We start from the raw sequence: 19,526 nt of genomic DNA, 5'->3' as shown, positions 1-19,526 counted from the left end.
AGATCCTTTCTGGATGCGGCTCTTCAGAGATGTTAAAAAAGAAAACCCGCCAATCGGCGGGCTTTCTACTGGGCAGCACCCGGAGCTTCCGATGATCTCCGGTTTGCTCAGGCTTGCTTCAGATCGAAGCGGTCCAGATTCATCACCTTCACCCAGGCGGCAGCGAAATCGCGTACGAATTTTTCCTTCGCGTCATCCTGTGCGTACACCTCGGCCAGCGCCCGCAACTGCGAGTTCGAGCCAAACACCAGATCAACCCGGCTGGCGGTCCACTTCACGGCGCCCGTGCTGCGGTCGCGCCCTTCAAAACGCTGCGCCGCTTCATCCACCGGCCGCCACACGGTGCCCATATCGAGCAGATTGACGAAGAAATCATTCGTCATCTGACCGGCCCGCTGGGTGAATACGCCATCCCTGGATGCACCGTAGTTGGCGCCGAGGGCACGCAGGCCGCCGACCAGCACCGCCATCTCCGGTGCGGAGAGCGTCAGCAACTGGGCTTTGTCGACCAGCAGCTCTTCGGCCGGCATGCGGTACTGCGCTTTCTGATAATTGCGGAAGCCGTCGGCTTGCGGTTCCAGCGGCGCGAAGGAGTCCACGTCAGTCTGGGCTTGGGAGGCATCCATGCGGCCGGGCGTGAAAGGCAGCTCCAGCGCAAAGCCGGCAGCCTTGGCAGCCCTTTCTACGCCCACGCCACCGGCGAGCACGATCAAGTCGGCCAATGACACCCGCTTGCCCTCCGCCTGCGCCGCATTGAAGGCCTGCTGGATGACTTCGAGCACGCTCAGGACCTTGCCCAGCTGCTCAGGCTGGTTTACTTCCCAGTCCTTTTGCGGTGCGAGGCGGATGCGCGCGCCATTGGCGCCGCCACGCTTGTCCGAACCACGGAAGCTGGAGGCCGAAGCCCAGGCGGTACTGACCAGTTCGGCCACGCTGAGGTTCGAATCCAGGATCGAAGCCTTGAGCCCGGCAATATCCTTTGCATCGATCAGCGCGTGATCCACTGCCGGTATGGGGTCTTGCCAGATCAGCTCTTCGGCCGGCACGTCCGGTCCGAGGTAGAGCGCCCTGGGCCCCATGTCGCGGTGAGTCAGCTTGAACCAGGCGCGTGCGAAGGCGTCCGCAAATGCTGCCGGGTCCTTGTGGAAGCGGCGCGAGATCTTTTCGTAGATCGGGTCAAAGCGCAGCGACAGATCTGCCGTGGTCATCATCGGTGGATGCTTCTTCGCCGGGTCGTGCGCATCCGGGATCAGGTGTTCCGGCTTGCAGTCCTTGGCGTACCACTGGTGGGCACCCGAGGGGCTCTTCGTCAGCGCCCATTCGTAACCGAAAAGCATGTCGAAGTAGCCGTTGTCCCAGGTTGTCGGGTTCGGCTTCCACGCGCCTTCGATGCCGGATGTGGTGGTGTGCACACCCTTGCCCGTGCCCAGCTTGTTGATCCAGCCCAGGCCCTGTTCCTCGATCGGTGCGGCCTCGGGTTCGGGCCCGACCAGCTTCGGGTCGCCCGCGCCATGCGCCTTGCCGAAGGTGTGGCCGCCGGCGACCAGCGCGACAGTCTCTTCATCATTCATCGCCATGCGGGCGAAGGTCTCGCGCACGTCGCGGCCGGAAGCCACCGGGTCCGGATTGCCGTCCGGGCCTTCCGGGTTCACGTAGATCAGCCCCATCTGCACCGCAGCCAGCGGATTCTCCAGATCGCGCTTGCCGGAGTAACGGCTGTTGGGTTTGTCCGAGGTGGCGAGCCATTCCTTCTCGGCGCCCCAGTAGATGTCTTCCTCGGGTTGCCAGATGTCGGCACGGCCGCCACCAAAACCGAAGGTCTTGAAGCCCATGGACTCCAGCGCCACGTTGCCGGCGAGGATCATCAGATCAGCCCAGGACAGCTTGTTGCCGTACTTCTGCTTGATCGGCCACAGCAGGCGCCGTGCCTTGTCGAGGTTGCCGTTGTCCGGCCAGCTGTTGACCGGGGCAAAACGCTGGTTGCCGGTGCCCGCGCCACCGCGCCCGTCAGCCGTGCGATAGGTGCCTGCGCTGTGCCAGGCCATGCGGATGAAGAGGCCGCCATAATGTCCCCAGTCCGCTGGCCACCAGTCCTGCGAAGTCGTCATGAGTGCGGTGAGATCCTGCTTCACCGCGGCCAGATCCAGCTTCCTGAATTCCTCGGCATAGTCGAAATCGGCACCAAGCGGATTCGAGGCTGGCGCGTGCTGATGCAGGATGCCCAGATTGAGCTGGTTCGGCCACCAGTCGCGGTTGGACTGGTGATTCGCGCTGGTACGGCTGCCGTGGCCGAAGGGACATTTAGCTTCGCTGCTCATGAGTGCTTTCCTCCTTGGTGATGTGCTTCGGGATCGTGCTGGATTCAAAGCTTAGAGGGTGCTGCGCGCATCGGCTATTGAATTGCCTCCATGAACATGATTGCTGCTGGCTATTGATATGTTTTGTAGCGATAGATTTGCTCTAAAAAATAAATGCCGGCCCCTCAGGGCCGGCAGGCTGACGTCATCGTGCTGTTTGCTGCCTACTGTGGCAGCGGCGACGGGCTTGGCGTCACTGTTTTTGTGTCAAAGCTAATGCCGGGATTGGTCGCCGAGAAAACCCACCAACTGGCCGGTGCGGTGGCGCCGGAGAGTGTGACGCTGAAGTTGGAGAACGTGCTGTTCTTCATGCGTGCGATGCTGGTTGGTTTGGCATCCTTGATTCTGACGTTGTCGAACACGAAGCCGGTATGGAAGGTTTCCGCATAAGTCATGTCTGAAGATTTGCCGTCGTAGGAATCCATGTGAATTGCTTCGTTGCCCTTGGCGGTGCTGATGTTGTCGAGCGAGACATTGCGCACCGTGATGTCGAGGAACTGTGCCGGCTTGGCTGACTTGTCGAAATTGACGGTGTTGCTTGTTGCGCTGTAGCCGACGGTGAAGATGAATGCCTGACCGTTGTTGCCCGCATCGGTGAAACTCTTGCCGCCAGCGATGCTGGTGTTGCCCTGAGCGCCGACGCTGCGCATCGCATTGTCACGGAAGGTGATGCGTCGCGCGCCGCCGCCGTTGTAGGGATTGGTTTTCAGGCGCAAGCCGTTGTCGGTAAGGTAGGCAACATTGTCTTCACACAGGATGTCCTGAATCCAGGCGGCGGTGTGGCTGCCCAGAGCGAGCATGCCGTGCCCTTCGCGCATGTAATTGTTGAAAATCCAGCCGTTTTGTGACGGATTGGCTCCTTCGTAATCGGCGCCCTGGCCGGCTGCGAAATTGACGTTGTCGTCGCCCGTATCAAAGAAATTGTTGAAGGCCATCATGTTGTCACTGTTGCCGAATTCGACGCCGTCACCGTTATTCACGTCAAAGGTCTGCGAGCTCGTTCCCGCCATGACGATATTCTGGCTTTCCAGAAACATGACGCCGTGGTTGCCGGGATTGGTCAGCGTGAGCTCGCCAACATAGATATTCTTCACCCCGCGGAAGGTTGTGAGGCTGGAGCGACGATAGCTGTAGGCGTCTGCCGCATTCATGGCAGGGGTTTCGGCAACGCCTGCGGCGACCTGATTCTTGACCAGAACCCCCTGGGTGTTCCAGGTGCTGGAACTGGAGTTCTTGAACTGTGCAAGCGAAGCGCCGGCCTCCGAGACGAGATCAGTGCTGGAGCGTATCCAGCCGTTCCCGTCCAGACGGCCTTTGCCAACGACGAGGACGTTCGTGAATGCTTCGCGGGTATCGTCGTAGCCTGCGCGCAGGCCGACGACGCTGCCATTCAGATGGTCTGCGGTGAGCAGGTTGAGCAGCGATGGTGCGCGGCGGTCATCAACCGAAGCGCCGGACGAGTTGTAGCTGTAAAGCTGGTAACCCTTGGCGATGGGAAAGTCAGCGGTGTTCGGTGAAGCCTTCAGCGCGGCGCCCGCGGCGATTTCCAGCGTCATGTTGCTCTTGAGGAAGAGGGCGCCTGTCATGTAAACCCCGGCCGGCACGAGCACCTTGCAGCCGTAGGCGCTGGTGGAGCTGGCCGCGCAGCTGTCGATGGCTGTCTGGATTGCCGTGGTGTTGGCAGCCGTGATCGTTGCGTCGCTGGTTTCGCCTGCGGTGGCGATCTTCGAGATATCCGTGATGTTGATGAAGGCCGATGCAGTTTTGGCCGTAATCGCGGCGCTGTCGCCTGACTCCGAGCCGTTACTGTAAACCGCGCGCACGGTGAAACTGTAGCGGGTATCGGGCTTCAGGCCGGTGACGAGGTAGCTGTGTGCTTGCACCTTGACGTGAAAGCCCGCCGTATCGTCCGCGTAGAACTGGTCGATGTAAGGCTTGGCTGGAGAAAACTGCGTGTTGTTGGCATTTGCCGTACCGAGCAGCTTGCCATCCTGATAGACCCGGTAATCCACAACATTGGCGTAGTTGTCAGGCTTTTTCCATACCAGCGTGATGCTGGTGTCGTCAAAGGCCAGGGTTGGTACCTGCAGCGACTTCGGTGCGTTGGTGTCGACTGCCGGGGTGCTTGCCTGCGTGTTTGAAGTTGTGCCGCTGCCGCCACTTCCTCCGCCGCAGCCGAGAAAAATGGATGTGCTTGCCGCTGCTGTCGCCAGGATCAGTGCCCGGCATGCAAATTGTCTATGTTTATTTTTCATTGTCTCTTCACCTGAAATATGTGCCGCGTATGTGCGAATGCTGCATATGTCTTGATGTCGACGGGATGAATGCCCGTATCGTCATCAGTGGATGAAGAGCGTATTGCGCATGTCTGGTCGCACACAATTTCGAAACCAGACGAACCGGCTTGCTTTTTTTATGGGGCCTCACGTGAAAAGTGCTTGCCCGCGGTCATGTCATATCGAGCAATACGGGGCAGCGTGTGGGCCTGCTCTTTCGTTGTTGTCCGGAAAGTGGCTTTCCGTCACGCTTTCCAGCATGGCATGCCCGAGATCAGCATTCCGCGCGCATCTGCAGCCATATCGCCTGCAGACGCTTGCCACGAGCGGCTGTACGCAGCCCTGTGTCGCAACACTATTGAAGACAGCGTAAGGTATTCAGCGCAATGCGGCGGTATATCGTCGAGCTGGTGATTGCCGAAAATTCACTGCTTGCTGGGATTCATCTGCCGAGCAAGGTCGCCTGAGAGGCTGTTCATGATCTTTCTTGCGTCATGAAAAACAGGAAAGCAACCCCTCCCGACCTCCCCTTGACAGGGGAGGAGCACCCCAAGCTGGGCCGAATATACCTCCCTCCCCTGTCAAGGGGAGGGCTGGGGAGGGGTTCGCATCGCAGACAGTCTCTGAGAGCACATGACAAGGGCTGTGGACCTGAGGCGTGCGCTCATCAGGAAAGTCTTCCTGTTACACCGCCGAGGCCGGCGCCATTGTTTGGGCCCGCCCTGAAGGTCCTGCCGGGGAGGCAGGACCTTGTTCACTGTTTCATCCGTGAACCTGTGCTGATTTACTCAGCGGCAACGGCTGCGGCTGTCACGCCGCGCTGCATGGACAAGGCATCCCAGGAGCAGCAGTGCGAGCATGTCGGACAGCTCGATCGCACCTCCGCCGCCTCCGCCGCCTCCGCCTCCACCACCGGACGAACCGGAGCCGGAAGAACTCGAAGAGCTTGAGCTTGAAGAGCCGGAGGAACTGGATGAGCTGGAGCTTGAAGAACTCGAAGAACTGGAGCTTGAGGAACTCGAAGAGCTGGACGATCCTGTGTAACTCTGGGCTGCGCTGACTGCGGCGGCGGCATTCAGCATTCCCGCGCCACAGGTGCTGGTGGTGCACAGACATTCTGTGCCAATACCTGTGGCCTTGCCCGCGCAGCTCGTCGTGACTCCCGTAACTGAGACCGGAAAGGGGGTCGCTGAGGATTTGAGCAGCGAGATCAGTTGCGCAGGGGTCAGCGAGGCATTCACCGACGACATCAGGGCGGCGACGCCCGACACCAGCGGCGCCGAGAAACTGGTGCCGATTTTGCAATTCGCTTGCGTTGAATAGGTGTCGCCGTTCGAATCGGGTGCTTCGCTGCCAGTATTGAGCGTGGAATAGATCGGGAAGGTGCAGATGGATTTTGCCAGGTTGGGATTGCCACCGGGTGCCGAGATGCCGACCGCGCTGCCGTAATTGCTGTAGAAAGCCTTGCTGCCGGTATTGCTGACAGCGCTGACCGCCAGCACTCCCGCGCAATTGGCTGGCACGCCCGGCGCGGCATCCTCATTCCCGCTCGCCGCGACGATCAATGCTCCTTTGGCGCTGACTTGCGCGATCACGTCGTTGTAGGAGTTTGTACAAGAACCTGAGCCCCCCAGACTGAGATTCAGCACCTTGGCGGGATGAGTGTTGTTAGGAACTCCCGCCTGGCTGACACCTGCGGCCCAGAGCATTCCGGCCATGATGTAAGAATCATAGCCGCCGCACTTCCCCATGACGCGCACGGGGAGGACCTTGGCTCCGGAGGCGACGCCGGCTACCCCGGCGCTGTTGTTGGTCGTGGCGCCGATGATGCCGGCGGTGAGGCTACCGTGCCAGCTGCTGTTTGTTACCGTGCATCCATAAAAAGAGCCTGGAGTGGTCGACTCAGCGAGCGTGACCCAGTCACCGGGATCGGAGGGGTTGGCATCGCGCCCGTCACTATCATTAGAGATGGCGGTGTCCGTTACGAAATCGTAGCCATACACGCTGCCGCTGCTCGTCAGCAGGCTGCCCTGCAGATCCGGATGGTTCGGCAGTATGCCGGTATCCAACACCGCGACCACCACGCTGCTGCTGCCCAGCGTGGTGTCCCAGGCTGTGGTGGCGCGGATGGCGGAGGTTTCTGTCGTCTGCAGATACCACTGGCTGGCGAAGTTGGTGTCGTTTGGCACAAAGTAGGGTTTGCGGAGCTGGTCGAGTTCGACATATTCCACGTCGCCGCGGCCCATCAGCTTCAGCGCGAGATCGGTGGAGCTGATGCCATCGGCCTGCACGGCGTGCATGCGCGAGATGATTTCCCCGCTGCCGACGACATTCACGCCGAGCTGGATGCTCAGCGCGGTCTTGCGGTCGGTGTTGTTCGACAGGGCCTGGATGTTCGATGTGCTGCGGTATTTGACGATGACGCGGCCGGTTTCGGCCTGAGCGGGCAGTCCTGGCAGTGCCGCACACAGGCAGGCACACAGCGAAAGAATGGTCCGGTTCAGCATGATGCTTGTCGAGCTCCTGTAAGGAATGGCAGGGCATGCAGCGCAGACGGCAGACGCAGCTTTTTCCCCGAATTAATGAAGCGCGCACAGCATATCTTTTGTTGGCCTCGTCAGGGTGAAAAACAGGGTTTCCAGCGGCCCGTATGGCTTGAAATCCGTGCCAGATCGAGAGGCAGGCTTTCCTAGCTAAATTCGCGCAATGCATTATGAATACGCGGGGTTGACGAGCATCAAAACCGGCGCACACAAAAGGAGCTGCTATGCAGGAATTTGTGGGGCCGATGCTGGCGGAAAGTGTGTCTGTAGCATGGTCCGAGAACAAACCGACGGATGTCTTTCAGGGTATTCCATCTTGCCGCCAAACCGCGTCTAATCACGCTCTGCAGGCAAGGTCCTTCGCAAGCCTTATTTGACGGCCATCTTCAAGCATGTAGCCCGAAGATGCCCGTCAGGGGCGGTTTGCCGGCGGTGATTCCCTGACGGGAGCGGGGTTTGAGTCAGTGCTGTGTTGGCCCGATTACTTTACCGCCATGATCCGCACAATCGTTTCAAGATCCTGAGAACTCTTGATGTACTTGTTGTAGGTCTTGATTGCCTGCGCTTCGATGCCGGTCATCGAGATTTGTGCGCGAGGAATCACGCTTACGCCGGCCTTCTTTGCCGCTACAAGCGCATTGTTTTCCTGATCTGCCCACAGCTTGGTCATGTGAGCTGTTGCTTCTTGTGCGCTTTGACGGATGGCATTCTGCTGTGCGGTGCTCAGCGAGCTCCAGGTTTTCTTCGAGATCAGAAGCACTTCAGGCAGCAGCAGGTGCTCGTCCTGCATCAGCCAGGGGGTGATCTTGTGATGGTCGGCCGCGACGAAATTCACGGTGCCGCCATCCACGCAATCCAGTGCGCCGGCACGTAATGCTTCCGGGATCTTGTTGAAGGGCAAAGGCACAGGTGTGCCACCCAGATTCCGGATCAGGTCTTCAAACACGCGGGACGGCAGGACCCGGATCTTGCGACCTGCAAAATCTGCCTGCGAGCGGATCGGTTTCATGCAATAGAAATTGCGCGGAGCGCTTTCGAAATACGCCAGGCGAATCAGGCCTTTCTGCTCCAGCTCCCGATCCAGGCGCTTGCCGAAGTCTCCCTTGAGCACTTTCCACATATGGTCGCTTGAGCGGAACAGATAGGGCAGGCTGGCCAGGGTGGCAGCAGATGACTGTTCGCTGAGTGCGCCAAGATTGAGACGGGCAAGGGCCTGGTTGCCGTTTTGCAAAGCCTGTATCGCGTCCTGCTCGCTGCCTGTCGAGCCGCTGGCTTTTACCGTAACGGTGAGATCACCGCGAGTGGCTTGCGTCAGCCGCTGGCCGAAAAACTCCAGACTGCGCACAACCGGATGATCGGGTGTCTGCTGATCGGATACGACCAGATTGACGGCAGCATTGCCTGCTGCGGACCATGACAGGATGAGGGTGAAAAGGGTAAGGGCAGAAAATCGCCATGTGAGTTTCATCAAGATCTTTCTGTTGAATTTCCAGGAGGAAGGGGAGAGGGAAACGCCTTGCGTCTGGAAAACTCTAGGTGAAAGCGCGGAAACTCTTGAAAACAAAGGTGAATTCCGTGAGAAAAAGTGTTTCGTGCTTGCGTGGCCGTGCGAGGCCGACTGATGAGAAATCAGCTGGAATGGGGTGTCGCCTGCCCTGGAGTCGCGAGAGGCTTACGCGAGCGTCGTGAGCTTATTTGTCTTGCGGGGGGAGGGCTGTTCAGTTCATTTCTCAATCTGCCAGGCATGCAAACAGGAGGACGGCTCCTTGCCGCTTGGCGCATGGGTGTGCGGACTCAAATGCGCGGACTGGCTGTTGGTGGGCCGGCAGCCTCTGCAACCACGCCAGTGGCGGGCTTCTTCAGGCATGGTGGGCGGAGAGTAAGGCTGCCAAAGCCTCTTGCGGCATGTTGCTCCGGAAGCAACGCCAGACGCGGCCTCGCGCAAGTCTGTACGTCAGCATTCTTTCCCCGGCAGCACGCTGGCGGTGAGTCTGTTCTGCCCTGTTCTATTCAGGAAGCGCGTTCAGGGTGCCGCTGCCGGCTTCAATGCAGTTCCTGAATCGCGCGCAGCAGCGCCTTCTGCTCGGGGCTGGTGACGAACTGGGCGTAAACTTTGGGCATCGCACGCTGGAACGCAGCTTTGTCGACATCCGTGATGAACTGCGTACCGGCATCCATCGCACGTTTGCGGGCGCTCTGCTCCCGCTCCTGCCAGTATCCGCGCATGCGGGGCACTGAATCCCTTGCTGCAGCGCGGATCAGCTGCTGATCTTCAGCACTCAGTTTCTGCCAGCGCGCTTTCGAGAACACGATGATCTCCGGCACCATCGCGTGTTCGGTGTGCGAGAAATACTTGAAGGCTTCGTACTGCTTGTAGCTGTCAAAGGTTGGAATGTTGTTTTCCGCACCGTCGATCAGGCCGGTCTTGAAGCCGGCGATGATCTCGTCCATCGGCATCGGCGTGGCGATGGCTCCCATCGCACGCGCCACGGCTACCCACAGATCGGACTGCATCACGCGCAGTTTCATCTCGTGCATGTCGGCCAGGCTGCGTACCGGTTTCGTTGCGTAGATCGAGCGTGCGCCACTGTCGTAGAACGCCAGGCCGATCAGGCCGGCAGCCTCGCACGCAGCGAGGATCGAGTCGCCCGGCGCTCCATCCATGGCCTTGTGCAGATGCTCGATGTCGCGGAACAGGAAGGGCAGGGTGGGCACCACGGTGAGTGGGCAATCCTTGTTCAGCGAGGACATGTTCACTCGCATCATGTCGATGTTGCCGGCGCGGATCTGCTCGGACACCTCTTTTTCCGTGCCCAGCGCACCTTCGGCATGCACCTTCAGCGTGATGCGTCCGTTGCTGCGCTCCTGCAGCAACTCCGCGATGACCTGTTCGGCCCGCACGGCCGGATGGTCCGTGCCATGAATGTCTGCCAGGCGCAGAACGATACGTCCGCCGCCCGCCGAGCCGAGATTGAAGCGCCCGACCACGTCGCCAATCTGCCGGCCCTGGGTGCTCAGACGCGTCAGCGCATCAGTGGTTGAATTGGTGGCAAGCGAGTTCTGCTCGCTCATCTGGGCAACCTGTTCAATGTTGCGGGCAACCGCGCCGCTTGCCTCGCGCTGCTCCTGGATCAGGGACGCGATTTCCGCCACCAGACTCGCCGCCGAGCTGCATTCATGCTGGATGCGTTGCATCGAATTCCCCGCCCGCTGCGCACTGACCACGCCTTCGTCCACCGCCTTGCCGGTTTGCGCCATGCCATCCACCGCATGGTGAGCGTGCTGCAGCATGCGTTGCACCAGCGAACCAATCTCCTGCGTGGCATGGGTCGTGCGCTCGGCCAGCTTGCGCACTTCATCCGCCACCACCGCGAAGCCGCGCCCCTGCTCGCCGGCCCGTGCCGCCTCGATGGCCGCATTGAGCGCCAGCAGATTGGTCTGGTCGGCAATTTCCCGGATCATCCCGGCCATGCCGGCAATGCTGTCGCAGTCATCGCTCAGGCTGCGGATATGCCCTGTGGCCTCGGTCACGAAGCCGGAAACCCGCGTGATGCCGTCCACTGTTGCCAGAATGTCCGTCGCACTGTCCCGCGCGATCTCGGCGGACTGGCCGGTATGCTCCCGGGCGGTGGCAACCTGCTCGGCTGCCATCGAAATGCTGACGCTCATTTCCTCCACCGCCGCCGCCATGTTCGACGCCGCTTCGCTCTGCAGGCGGGAGTTGCGGGTCACGCGGCGCGAAGCAACCCCGGCTTCCTCGGCTATCTCCAGCAAGCGCTCGGCATTCTCGTGCAGCTCGCCAAGCGAGGTCGCGACAAAGCCGACCAGCTCCCGATGCAATCCGGAAAGTCGTGCCGCCTCCCCGTCGCCGGCCAGTGCCGCGGGCGCAGCAAAGTCATGTTGCCCTGCAGATCGGCCCAGATCTTCCGCCAGCTGCTGCAGGGGTGCGAGAAAGCTGCGTTGGGCAAGATACGCGGCATAGCCGAGGATCAGCGCCGCCGCGATTGCCAGGGCAGACATCAGCGCCGGAGAAGCACCGGAAAACCCGAGAACCCCGACCAGCAAAACCAGCAATACACCGGCTGAAGCCAGCCCTCTCAGCGTACGGTAAGCATTCATCCGGCCCCTCCTGACGACAACGGGTTTGTGTGGCGACACCTGCGGCGGAATCTGCGTTCGGCCTTCGATCAGGTACAGAAAGGTATTTCGGATTTGGCATGAACATTCTTTAGAAGAAAAAAACGGGCCTTTGCGGAGAGCTCTGCCCTCGGGGGTGGCGGCGGATGCTGGTCAGCCGGAACGTGACGTGCACATTCAGTGGTGGTGAATGTCGTTTTTGTACAAGACGGAAGGGTATGGCGTGCCTATGCTCCTGCCACCAGGGAGTCGGGCATGAGCCGCATTGCCCGATGACACAGCAGATGGCCGGTCAGTCGCAGAAGACTGTCATCGACGAGGCTGATATGCCGTGCGTGAGTCGTCCGCGGTGTGCTTGCTTTGCCGCTTGACCCGGTTGCTGTGCAAGCCTGAATACAGCGGCAGTTCAAACAAAGGAAGAGCATGTCAATTTCAGATCTGGCCAGGCATCGTCTGGCGCCCGTTGTCCTTTCGCTTTCTCTGGCGGGGCTGCTATCCGCTTGTGGCGGTGGCGGCGGCGGCAGTAGCAGCAGCGAGCCGACTCCGACTGCACCGGAGCCCACAATCGCCGTAGTCAGCGAAGTCAGTGGCTGGGCCAGCCAGGGGACAGGTACGACTGGTGGCGCCCTGGCGCCAGCAACGAATATCTACAAGGTGACGAATCGCGCCGAACTGCTGGCTGCGCTGGCCAATACGAGCAGTCCGACCTATCTGACGAATCAGACGGCGGCCAAGAGCGAGCCGAAGATCATCTACGTCTCAGGCAGCATCTACGGCACCGATCTGGGCAATGGCAGCAAGGCCGATCTGGCGTACTACCGCAGCCTGTCGGCCAATGCAGCGAAGTGGGACTGGGATCTGTACATCCAGAGTCTGGATAAGGCCTATATGGCAGATCTGGACGCCAAGGTGGCCTTGGGTGACGCGGCTGCGATTGCCACGAAAGCAAAGATTGCCGACCTGTCGTCTGGCCGCACCACGGTCATGAACCTGCAAAAAGCGCAGATCCAGTTTCCGGTGCCGTCAAATACAAGCATCATCGGCGTGGGCAAGGATGCCAAGCTGATCGACGGTTATCTGGCGATCAGTGCGGTGAACAACGTGATCGTGCGCAACATGGAATTCGAAGCGCCGACCGATCTGGCGACCGCCTACCAGGATGGCGACCATCCGGAGTGGAATGCGCGCTACGACGCGATTTCGCTGGGCACGGCGAAGCAGATCTGGATTGATCACTGCACGCTGAGCGACGGCAAGAACCTCGATACGGAAGTGCTGACCATCAATGGCGTGACCCTGCCGGTACAGCGCCACGACGGCCTGCTCGACATCGAAGACGGCGCGGACTATGTAACGGTGTCGTACACCGAGTTCAAGAACCACGACAAGACCAGCATGGTCGGTGGTTCGGGCGACTCGAATGGCTTCAAGGAGCGGGACGTCAATCGCCTGACCTTCAGCTACAACCGCTACCGTGATTCCGTCCAGCGCTCGCCGCGTGCACGCTTTGGCAAGATCCACGTCTACAACAACTACTACAGCGGCAATACTGACGACGCTGTCTATCCGATGTTGTATTACATCGGCATGGGTGCGGAATCACGCATTCTGTCTGGGACCAATGCTTTCGATATTACCGGTAGCAAGGCCTCCGCCAGCCGGGTGATCTCCAACCTGAACGGTTACCAGTTCAAGGACGTGGGCTCATGGTTCAACGGCACACCGGCCTCGACCGAGCTTGAAGCTGCGGCCAAGGCTGCGCTTGATGCCCGCTGGTCCGACGCTCAATCGGAAGCAGCCACGAAGGGCTTCACGCTGGCCGCCTACACCAACGTGCTGGGCTGGACGCCGACTTACGCTTATGCTCCGGCGCCATCGGCCGCAGCATTGCGCACGCACGTCGATGCAAATGCCGGCGCAGGCAGGCTGGCGATTGATGCGCCAGCGGGTGCAGCGGCGCCAGGCCCCATTCTGCCGGCTCCTCCGGCAACCAACGTGTGCCCGGCCGAGTGGAGTTCGCTGGATTCCGGCATCGCCAACGGCACACCTTTCCCGGCCGTGTATGGTTTCCTGCGTGATACGACCGAGTTGCCTGTCACGGTGGGCGCTTCCTACAGTGCCGGCAAATACACCCTGGTGTCTGCTGGCTCGCTGGCAGGAGCGGGTGACGGCCTGACGCTGGCGTACAAGAAGGTGAGCGGCAACTTCACGCTGGTCGCCCAACTGGAATCGATGGAAGTGCCGGCAACGCTGAACAGTGGCAACATCGTGGCAGGCATCATGCTGCGCAACGACGCCAATCCGCGCTCGCTGTACTACAGCATGATGTTGCGGGGCAGCAAGAGCCTTCGCACCAACTTCCGCGATGTCGTCTGTGGCAGTGCCGGCAACACGGCCATTGTGAACGTTCCCAGCCTGCCCACGGCTGCAGCACCGCTGTGGATGAAGATGCAGCGCACCGGCCAGGTCATGCAGGTTTCTTACTCGTATGATGGATTGACCTGGGTTGACCAGCCTTCGAAGGATTTCACGGCCACGCCGCTGGCCACCGAGGTCTACGTCGGCTTGGCTGGTTCGTCCGGCACCTTCGGTACCAGCTCGGTCACGACCTCCAGTGTGTTCAGTGGTGTCAGCCTTACGCAGTAAGTCTGACGCTGGATGACCTGTCCATGCCCGTCGTGATGGTGGGTGTTTGTAAAGCAAAAAGCCTCCGTGTTCCGGAGGCTTTTTTATTGGATGTGTCCGGCAAGCGCAGAGGTGCTCTTTGAAGAGCCGCATCCGGCGGGCTTCTTCAGGCAGTCGCCGCCAGACGTCAAGCTGCTGGCGGCTCTTGCTGAAGGGGGCTTCAAAAGCCTTGTCCGGCGCGGCTCTTCAGGCTGATCTAACCCAGACAATACAGCCACAGGGCCGAGAAGGGCATCACCAGCAGGAGGGCGGGCAGCATGTTGACGATCGGGAAGATCTTGATGCCACAGATCCGCAGGCCGGTTGCCAGCATGATGATGCCGCCACAGGCAGAAAAATCGGCCTGCATCGTCGGCGAAATGAGCGGAATCAGCAGCGCGCCGCTGAAGAACAGTGCGCTCTGGATCAGGATCTGCGGCACGGCGATCAGCACGACCGAGAACCCCAGCTCGGTGGCGAAGATGGCCGCGGTGAACAGGTCCAGCACCGATTTCGTGAGCAGGATATTGGCATTGCCGCTCATGCCTTCGTGCATCGCGCCGAAGATCCCCATGCCGCTGACACAGAACAGCACCAGGATCGTGACGTACTTGAGCACGAAGCTGTTGGCGCCGAGGTCATTGCTTTCGGTGGGAATGAAGCGTTGCGCCTTCTGCTGCAGCCAGCCGATGGCCTGTTCCAGTCTGCGCTCCAGAAACAGCAGTTCGCCAATTAGGGCGCCGGTGAGCAGGGCCAGCGAGATGGCTGGAATCGTGTGCGCCTTGTTCATCATTACCGCGCCGACGGCGGCCGAGATGATGCCGCAGCTCAGCGGCAGGGCGTCTCGCACGCGTTTCGGTACCCGCTGGCTCAGCGCCGCACCCAGACCACCACCTGCCAGCAGTGCCGCACTATTGATCCACGGTCCCAACATGCCAATTCCTTGTCCAGTACAGCCGCAGCGCATGCCGAGCGACCCGGGGGAAGCGGCGCTTCGAGATTAAAGTGTGCTGTTTTGATATGAATACGAAATGCTATCCTTGCCAGAGCTTCGAGTGAAATATCGTTTTGATTTCTAATTGATTGTTTTTGATATACAAGGTGGCCGGTATGGATCTCAAGCGCTTGCGTTACTTCTGCACGATTGCCGAGGAAGGGCAGGTCAGCCGGGCGGCCGCCGTGCTGCACATGGCCCAGCCGCCGCTGAGCCAGCGCTTGCGTGAGCTTGAACTCGAACTGGGCTGTGCGCTGTTCTTGCGCAAAGGGCGGACGCTGCAACTGACCGAGGCAGGGCAACTCTTTTACCGACGTGCGCGCGAGATCCTGCGTTCGGTCGAGGAGGCGCGCGATGAGGTGGTGCGCCTGGCCTCGCAGGACGGCCCGACCCTGAGACTGGGGCTGTCACCCACCGGGCGGAATTTCTGGCTGTCAAATTTCCCGGCGCTACGCACAGCTTTTCCCGGACGGCAGATCGGTCTCATCGTCGGTGATTCGAGCTATCTCGAATACCTGCTCCAGGCGCGGCAGCTGGATGCCGCGCTGATGCAGGCGCCATCGCATCCGGAAAACTTTCACATCCACCGCCTGAATACCTGCAAGACAGTGGCGGTGGTGCCGGCAGGAATGCTCGGGACAGAGCGGCGAGCATTGTCACTCGCCGAACTTGGCATGCACCCCTTGCTCCTGTTGCGCCGCTCTATCGGTGTTGGCAGTTACGAGCGCCTGCTCAAGGCTTTTCACGAAGCCGGCCTGCAGCCGAACATTGCCCTTTACAGTTCGGACGTGGAGATCCTGCTTGACCTGCTTGAACAAGGCTTCGCCGGCATTGCCGTGGTGCCCGAAACCGAAACCCGCCAGTTGAAGGGTGATAGTGAAGTCTGGCCGATCGCGCTGGAACTACCTGACTATGAGCTCTCGCTCGTATGCCGCAGCAGCGACCCGGACGAGGCCACGATGAGCTTGCTCATTCAGGTTTTGCAGGGTTCGGCGGACTCGCCGTGAGCCTTGCTGATGGCATGATCCTGAGTACGCAGCCAGCTGCCCCGCAGCACACCTCCCGTCGTTGCGGTCGTCTGCCCGCGCTGAGCCTCCGGCACGTCCGCTCCGCAGGGTGTCCGTGGAGGCAAGCGCCGCCCGGCGATCCACGCAGGTGTGATGCAAATCACATTTCCGCATGAAATATGCAAGTCCGGTCGCAGTGCTTGCCCAAAATAACAGCCGGGCCCTTTAGAATCGTTTCGAACAAAAGCATACGGAGACCGATGGCATGGACGGCTGGAGTGGTTCGATGCAGCAGCTTCACGAGCACGTGCAACGCGAGCTGGCTCCCGATTCGCCTCCGTCCCCATCGCCGGAACCGGCGTCTGCCGACAACCCTCTGGCTGCCATCTGGTCCGCTCTGCTCAAATGGAGTGCCGCCCTCATCACCTTTGGCGGCCTGGCCCTGCATGTGGCCGGTTACATCTATCACAGCGAATACGTTAAAGCCTTCGGGTTGGATGCTGACCTGTTCCCCAAGTCCGTCGAGTGGATCCTGATTTGTGGCTACAAGGTTGTCCTGCTAGGGCTGTTCAAGCTGTGGGTCTTTTTCACAACGGAGTGGTGGAAACTGGCTGCTTGGGGGCTGGTCGTTGGAACGCTGGCATGGATTGGTGTGTGCGCGCTGGTCTATGGGCAGGAGCAAATCCCGAAACGGATTCTGCGGCGCGCGGTAAAGGGCTGGCCGAAATGGCTGCTCGCCGGGGTGTTCAGTTACGGCTATATGGCCTTCGTCTGCCTGAGCATTGCTGTTGCTCCCATTGTTGCCGTGGCATTCATCTTTCTGCCGGCGCAGCTTGCCATTGAGCAGGCGGCAGAGGATGCGCAGAGCCAATTGGCGAAATACACAGAAGGTTGTCCACTGGCCGAGCCAGCGCGTCGATGCGTCACGCTCAGGCGCGAAGGCAAGCCCGAGTTGCAAGGCTTTCTGATCGACAGCTCAGACAAGCTATTGGCGCTGTACCTGCCGGCACAGAATCAGGTGCAGGTAATCGAGCGGGACAAGGTGGAAATTTCGGTCGGGTTGGCGAAAGGCAAGACGTGACGCTGTTGCCAGGTCTTCGCACGCGAGAACCGGATCGAACTGATCGACGGCCCGCGCCTGCTGGGCCTGATCGGCCTGCTGGCGCCGGACGCGGCAAAACGCCTGCTGGAACTCGCCACCGAGGGCGACTGGACCACGCCGACCTGCGGCCATTGCGGCATCAAGATGGTGGCGCGGGAAGGGAAAAGCGGGAGCTTCTGGGGCTGCCGGAATTTTCCAAGGTGCCGGCAGCGGATCGGGATGCGGAGCTGTTATGGGTTTTCGGGGAACGGCAAGACTTGATCGCGCAATTTTTATGCTGTGCCGTACATGTACGTTTATCTGTTCTGAATTGCAATTGTGTGTTAAAGCTTCGGTATTGCCGATAATTTCTGACCCATCTATATGACCTTACAAATTTTTCCGAAGGAGTCCGTTGTCCGTGCTAGTCCGGATGCACGAACCTTGGTCGATTTTCTGCAGGAGAATCAGCAAGATCTGGGCTTGGATCAAGGGGTACTGTTTTTTTCATTTCCTTTGTTTCGAGAGGAAGAAAATCTTCTTGTTGCAGATTTAGTGGTTGTAAGTCCTTTTCATGGCGTTTGTCTTATTTCATTTTCATCAAGTCCAGATGCTGTTGGACGACTGGAGGGCGCTTTTAGTCAAATATTTTCAAGACTAGTGAGATATCCGAGGCTTCGTTCGGGTAGAGCGAGTCTGAAATTTGATTTAGACGCAAAATTATGGGCTCAAGAAGGTGAAGGATCGGATGATTTATTGGTTGGGGTTAGGGAGATTGCCGATTATTTTAATTCTAAACGAAGAGGGGATGCGCTCCCTAGTGACGCCTATGATGAGCTGATTTCTGTTTTGGATGGTTCCAAAGCTCTTGTTAAACCAAAAGAAAGAAATTTGGCGGGCTTTGAGGCGCAAAGTCGAATATCGATTATTTCAAGGCTAGAAGAGGAAATTAGAAGGTTTGATCGAGATCAACGTGTTGCTTACATGACCGAGGTTTATGGGCCGCAGCGTATTAGGGGGCTGGCTGGGTCAGGGAAGACAGTGGTTCTTGCACTTAAAGCTGCAATGACAGCAATTAGAAATCCAGACGCAAAGATCGCTGTAACTTTCTACACAAAGAGTCTTTATCAACACATTAAACAGCTGATTACGCGTTTCTATAGGATGCACGAAGATAGAGACCCTGATTGGCAGAGAATAAGGGTTTTACACGGCTGGGGGGGGGCGACGACAGATGGCTTGTACTATTCCGCAGCGCGACAATTTGGAGTCCCTGCGTTGTCGCTTAGTCAAGCACAAGCAGGTGATATGAAGCAGCCGTTTGCTTTTGCTTGTCGTCAGTTGCTTGAGTCGCCATGTTCCCGGAGTTCAATATTTGATTACGTCTTTGTCGACGAAGCCCAAGATTTTCCTCCTGAGTTTATGAGGCTAGCATTGCTTCTTGCAAGGGAGGAGCAGCTTGTTATTGCATATGATGTTTTTCAAACAATATTTGATGTTGAAACACCTACAGCGTCATCTTTGTTTGGTACAGACGCAAGAGGTGAACCATCAATATCCTTTGAGGAAGATATTATTCTTCACAAGTGCTATCGAAATCCTAGAGAAATTCTTGTGTGTGCCCACGCTGTTGGATTTGGCGTCTATGGGAAAAGGATGTCACAGATTCTGGAGTCTAAAGAACACTGGGAGGATTTTGGGTATCAGGTTGTTGATGGTGAATTAAATCCTGGCGAGGCTGTTTGCATAACGCGGCCTCAAGAAAATTCTCCTTCTACAATTAGCTCTTCTAATAATATTGATCAAATTGTGCAAGTTCGGTCTTTTAGGTCTGCGACTGAAGAGGTTGGATTTGTGGTTGATAAGATTTGTGCGGACATTGGTGTTGAAGGGGTTTCTGCTGAAGATATTTTGGTGATATGTGCTGATGACAGAAACTCTAACGGATATTTTAGTTTGGTGACACGAGGGTTGCTTGAGCGTGGGATAGGCGTTAACAATCTACAGTCAGCGTCATTTGGTTTGACGGATTTTCAGATAGATAAAAGAGTTACGCTTTCAACTATATATAAAGCAAAAGGCAATGAGGCTTATGTTGTATATATTATTGGAATAGATGCGCTGTTTTTGTCTCCCTCTCCTAAGTCTAGGAATAAGGCGTTTACTGCGATGACTAGAGCGAAGGGGTGGCTTTGTGTTACTGGGCTCGGTATGGCCGCCGAAGAATTTGCCAAGGAGATTGATTTGGCAAAAATTAATTATCCGAATCTTAGGTTTAACTATCCGACTCAGCCTGAAATTGATTGCATGAAGCGAGATTTGATACGCGTTGATATCGAAGGTGTTGAGGATGCAATTTCAAGACTGGCTAACGACATGGAGCCAGACGAGCTTGAGTATGTTTTGCGGAAAAAATTGAGAGAAATACAAGGAAGGAAAGTGAAGAGGAAGACGTTGGAGTGATGGT

Annotated in this window: 11 protein-coding genes; 5 read left to right on the top strand and 6 right to left on the bottom strand. The window is 58.4% G+C overall.

The features are described 5' to 3' along the window. Positions 1-107 precede the first annotated feature (107 nt). The 5 genes from katG to dctP (Q9Q94_RS08955) all read right to left on the bottom strand — a co-directional run bounded on the left by katG (position 108) and on the right by dctP (Q9Q94_RS08955) (position 11,295). A complete protein-coding gene (gene katG / locus Q9Q94_RS08975) occupies positions 108-2,318 on the bottom strand; it encodes a catalase/peroxidase HPI (protein ID WP_305979722.1) in 2,211 nt (736 codons plus the stop codon). A 203-nt stretch (positions 2,319-2,521) separates the two neighbouring features. Continuing rightward, entirely contained in the window at positions 2,522-4,612 is a 2,091-nt protein-coding gene (locus tag Q9Q94_RS08970) for a glycoside hydrolase family 28 protein (RefSeq protein ID WP_305979721.1), read from the bottom strand. A gap of 809 nt (positions 4,613-5,421) precedes the next feature. Further along, positions 5,422-7,140 carry a S8 family peptidase gene (locus tag Q9Q94_RS08965; protein WP_305979720.1) on the bottom strand — a complete coding sequence of 573 codons (1,719 nt, stop codon included), beginning with the start codon at positions 7,138-7,140 and terminating at the stop codon, positions 5,422-5,424. 517 nt (positions 7,141-7,657) lie between these two features. Then, positions 7,658-8,644, bottom strand: coding sequence for a TRAP transporter substrate-binding protein DctP (dctP, locus tag Q9Q94_RS08960; protein WP_305979719.1), 987 nt, complete (start codon positions 8,642-8,644; stop codon positions 7,658-7,660). Between the two features lie 575 nt (positions 8,645-9,219). Further along, a complete protein-coding gene (gene dctP, locus Q9Q94_RS08955) occupies positions 9,220-11,295 on the bottom strand; it encodes a TRAP transporter substrate-binding protein DctP (RefSeq protein WP_305979718.1) in 2,076 nt (691 codons plus the stop codon). A 441-nt stretch (positions 11,296-11,736) separates the two neighbouring features. On the opposite strand from dctP (Q9Q94_RS08955), the gene Q9Q94_RS08950 reads away from it, so the two are divergent. After that, positions 11,737-13,959, top strand: coding sequence for a polysaccharide lyase family 1 protein (locus tag Q9Q94_RS08950; protein ID WP_305979717.1), 2,223 nt, complete (start codon positions 11,737-11,739; stop codon positions 13,957-13,959). A gap of 235 nt (positions 13,960-14,194) precedes the next feature. Here the strand turns inward: Q9Q94_RS08950 and Q9Q94_RS08945 are convergent, their stop codons facing one another. Continuing rightward, complete coding sequence (locus tag Q9Q94_RS08945) at positions 14,195-14,911, bottom strand: DUF554 domain-containing protein (protein ID WP_305979716.1); 717 nt, start codon at positions 14,909-14,911, stop codon at positions 14,195-14,197. 176 nt (positions 14,912-15,087) lie between these two features. Here Q9Q94_RS08945 and Q9Q94_RS08940 point away from each other — a divergent pair, with 176 nt between their 5' ends. From Q9Q94_RS08940 to Q9Q94_RS08925, 4 genes are all read left to right on the top strand, one after another. After that, complete coding sequence (locus Q9Q94_RS08940) at positions 15,088-15,978, top strand: LysR family transcriptional regulator (protein WP_305979715.1); 891 nt, start codon at positions 15,088-15,090, stop codon at positions 15,976-15,978. Between the two features lie 286 nt (positions 15,979-16,264). Further along, positions 16,265-17,059, top strand: coding sequence for a hypothetical protein (locus Q9Q94_RS08935; RefSeq protein ID WP_305979714.1), 795 nt, complete (start codon positions 16,265-16,267; stop codon positions 17,057-17,059). 33 nt (positions 17,060-17,092) lie between these two features. Further along, positions 17,093-17,341: a topoisomerase DNA-binding C4 zinc finger domain-containing protein gene (locus tag Q9Q94_RS08930; protein ID WP_371929845.1), complete on the top strand. Its 249-nt coding sequence runs from the start codon at positions 17,093-17,095 to the stop codon at positions 17,339-17,341. Between the two features lie 162 nt (positions 17,342-17,503). Further along, positions 17,504-19,522 carry a DEAD/DEAH box helicase gene (locus Q9Q94_RS08925; protein ID WP_305979713.1) on the top strand — a complete coding sequence of 673 codons (2,019 nt, stop codon included), beginning with the start codon at positions 17,504-17,506 and terminating at the stop codon, positions 19,520-19,522. The last annotated feature ends 4 nt before the right edge of the window (positions 19,523-19,526 follow it).

The organism is Uliginosibacterium sp. 31-16 (genome assembly GCF_030730865.1).
GTDB lineage: Bacteria > Pseudomonadota > Gammaproteobacteria > Burkholderiales > Rhodocyclaceae > Uliginosibacterium.
The sequence above is the reverse complement of the archived record's forward strand: the minus strand, read 5'-3'. Positions and strand labels throughout refer to the sequence as shown.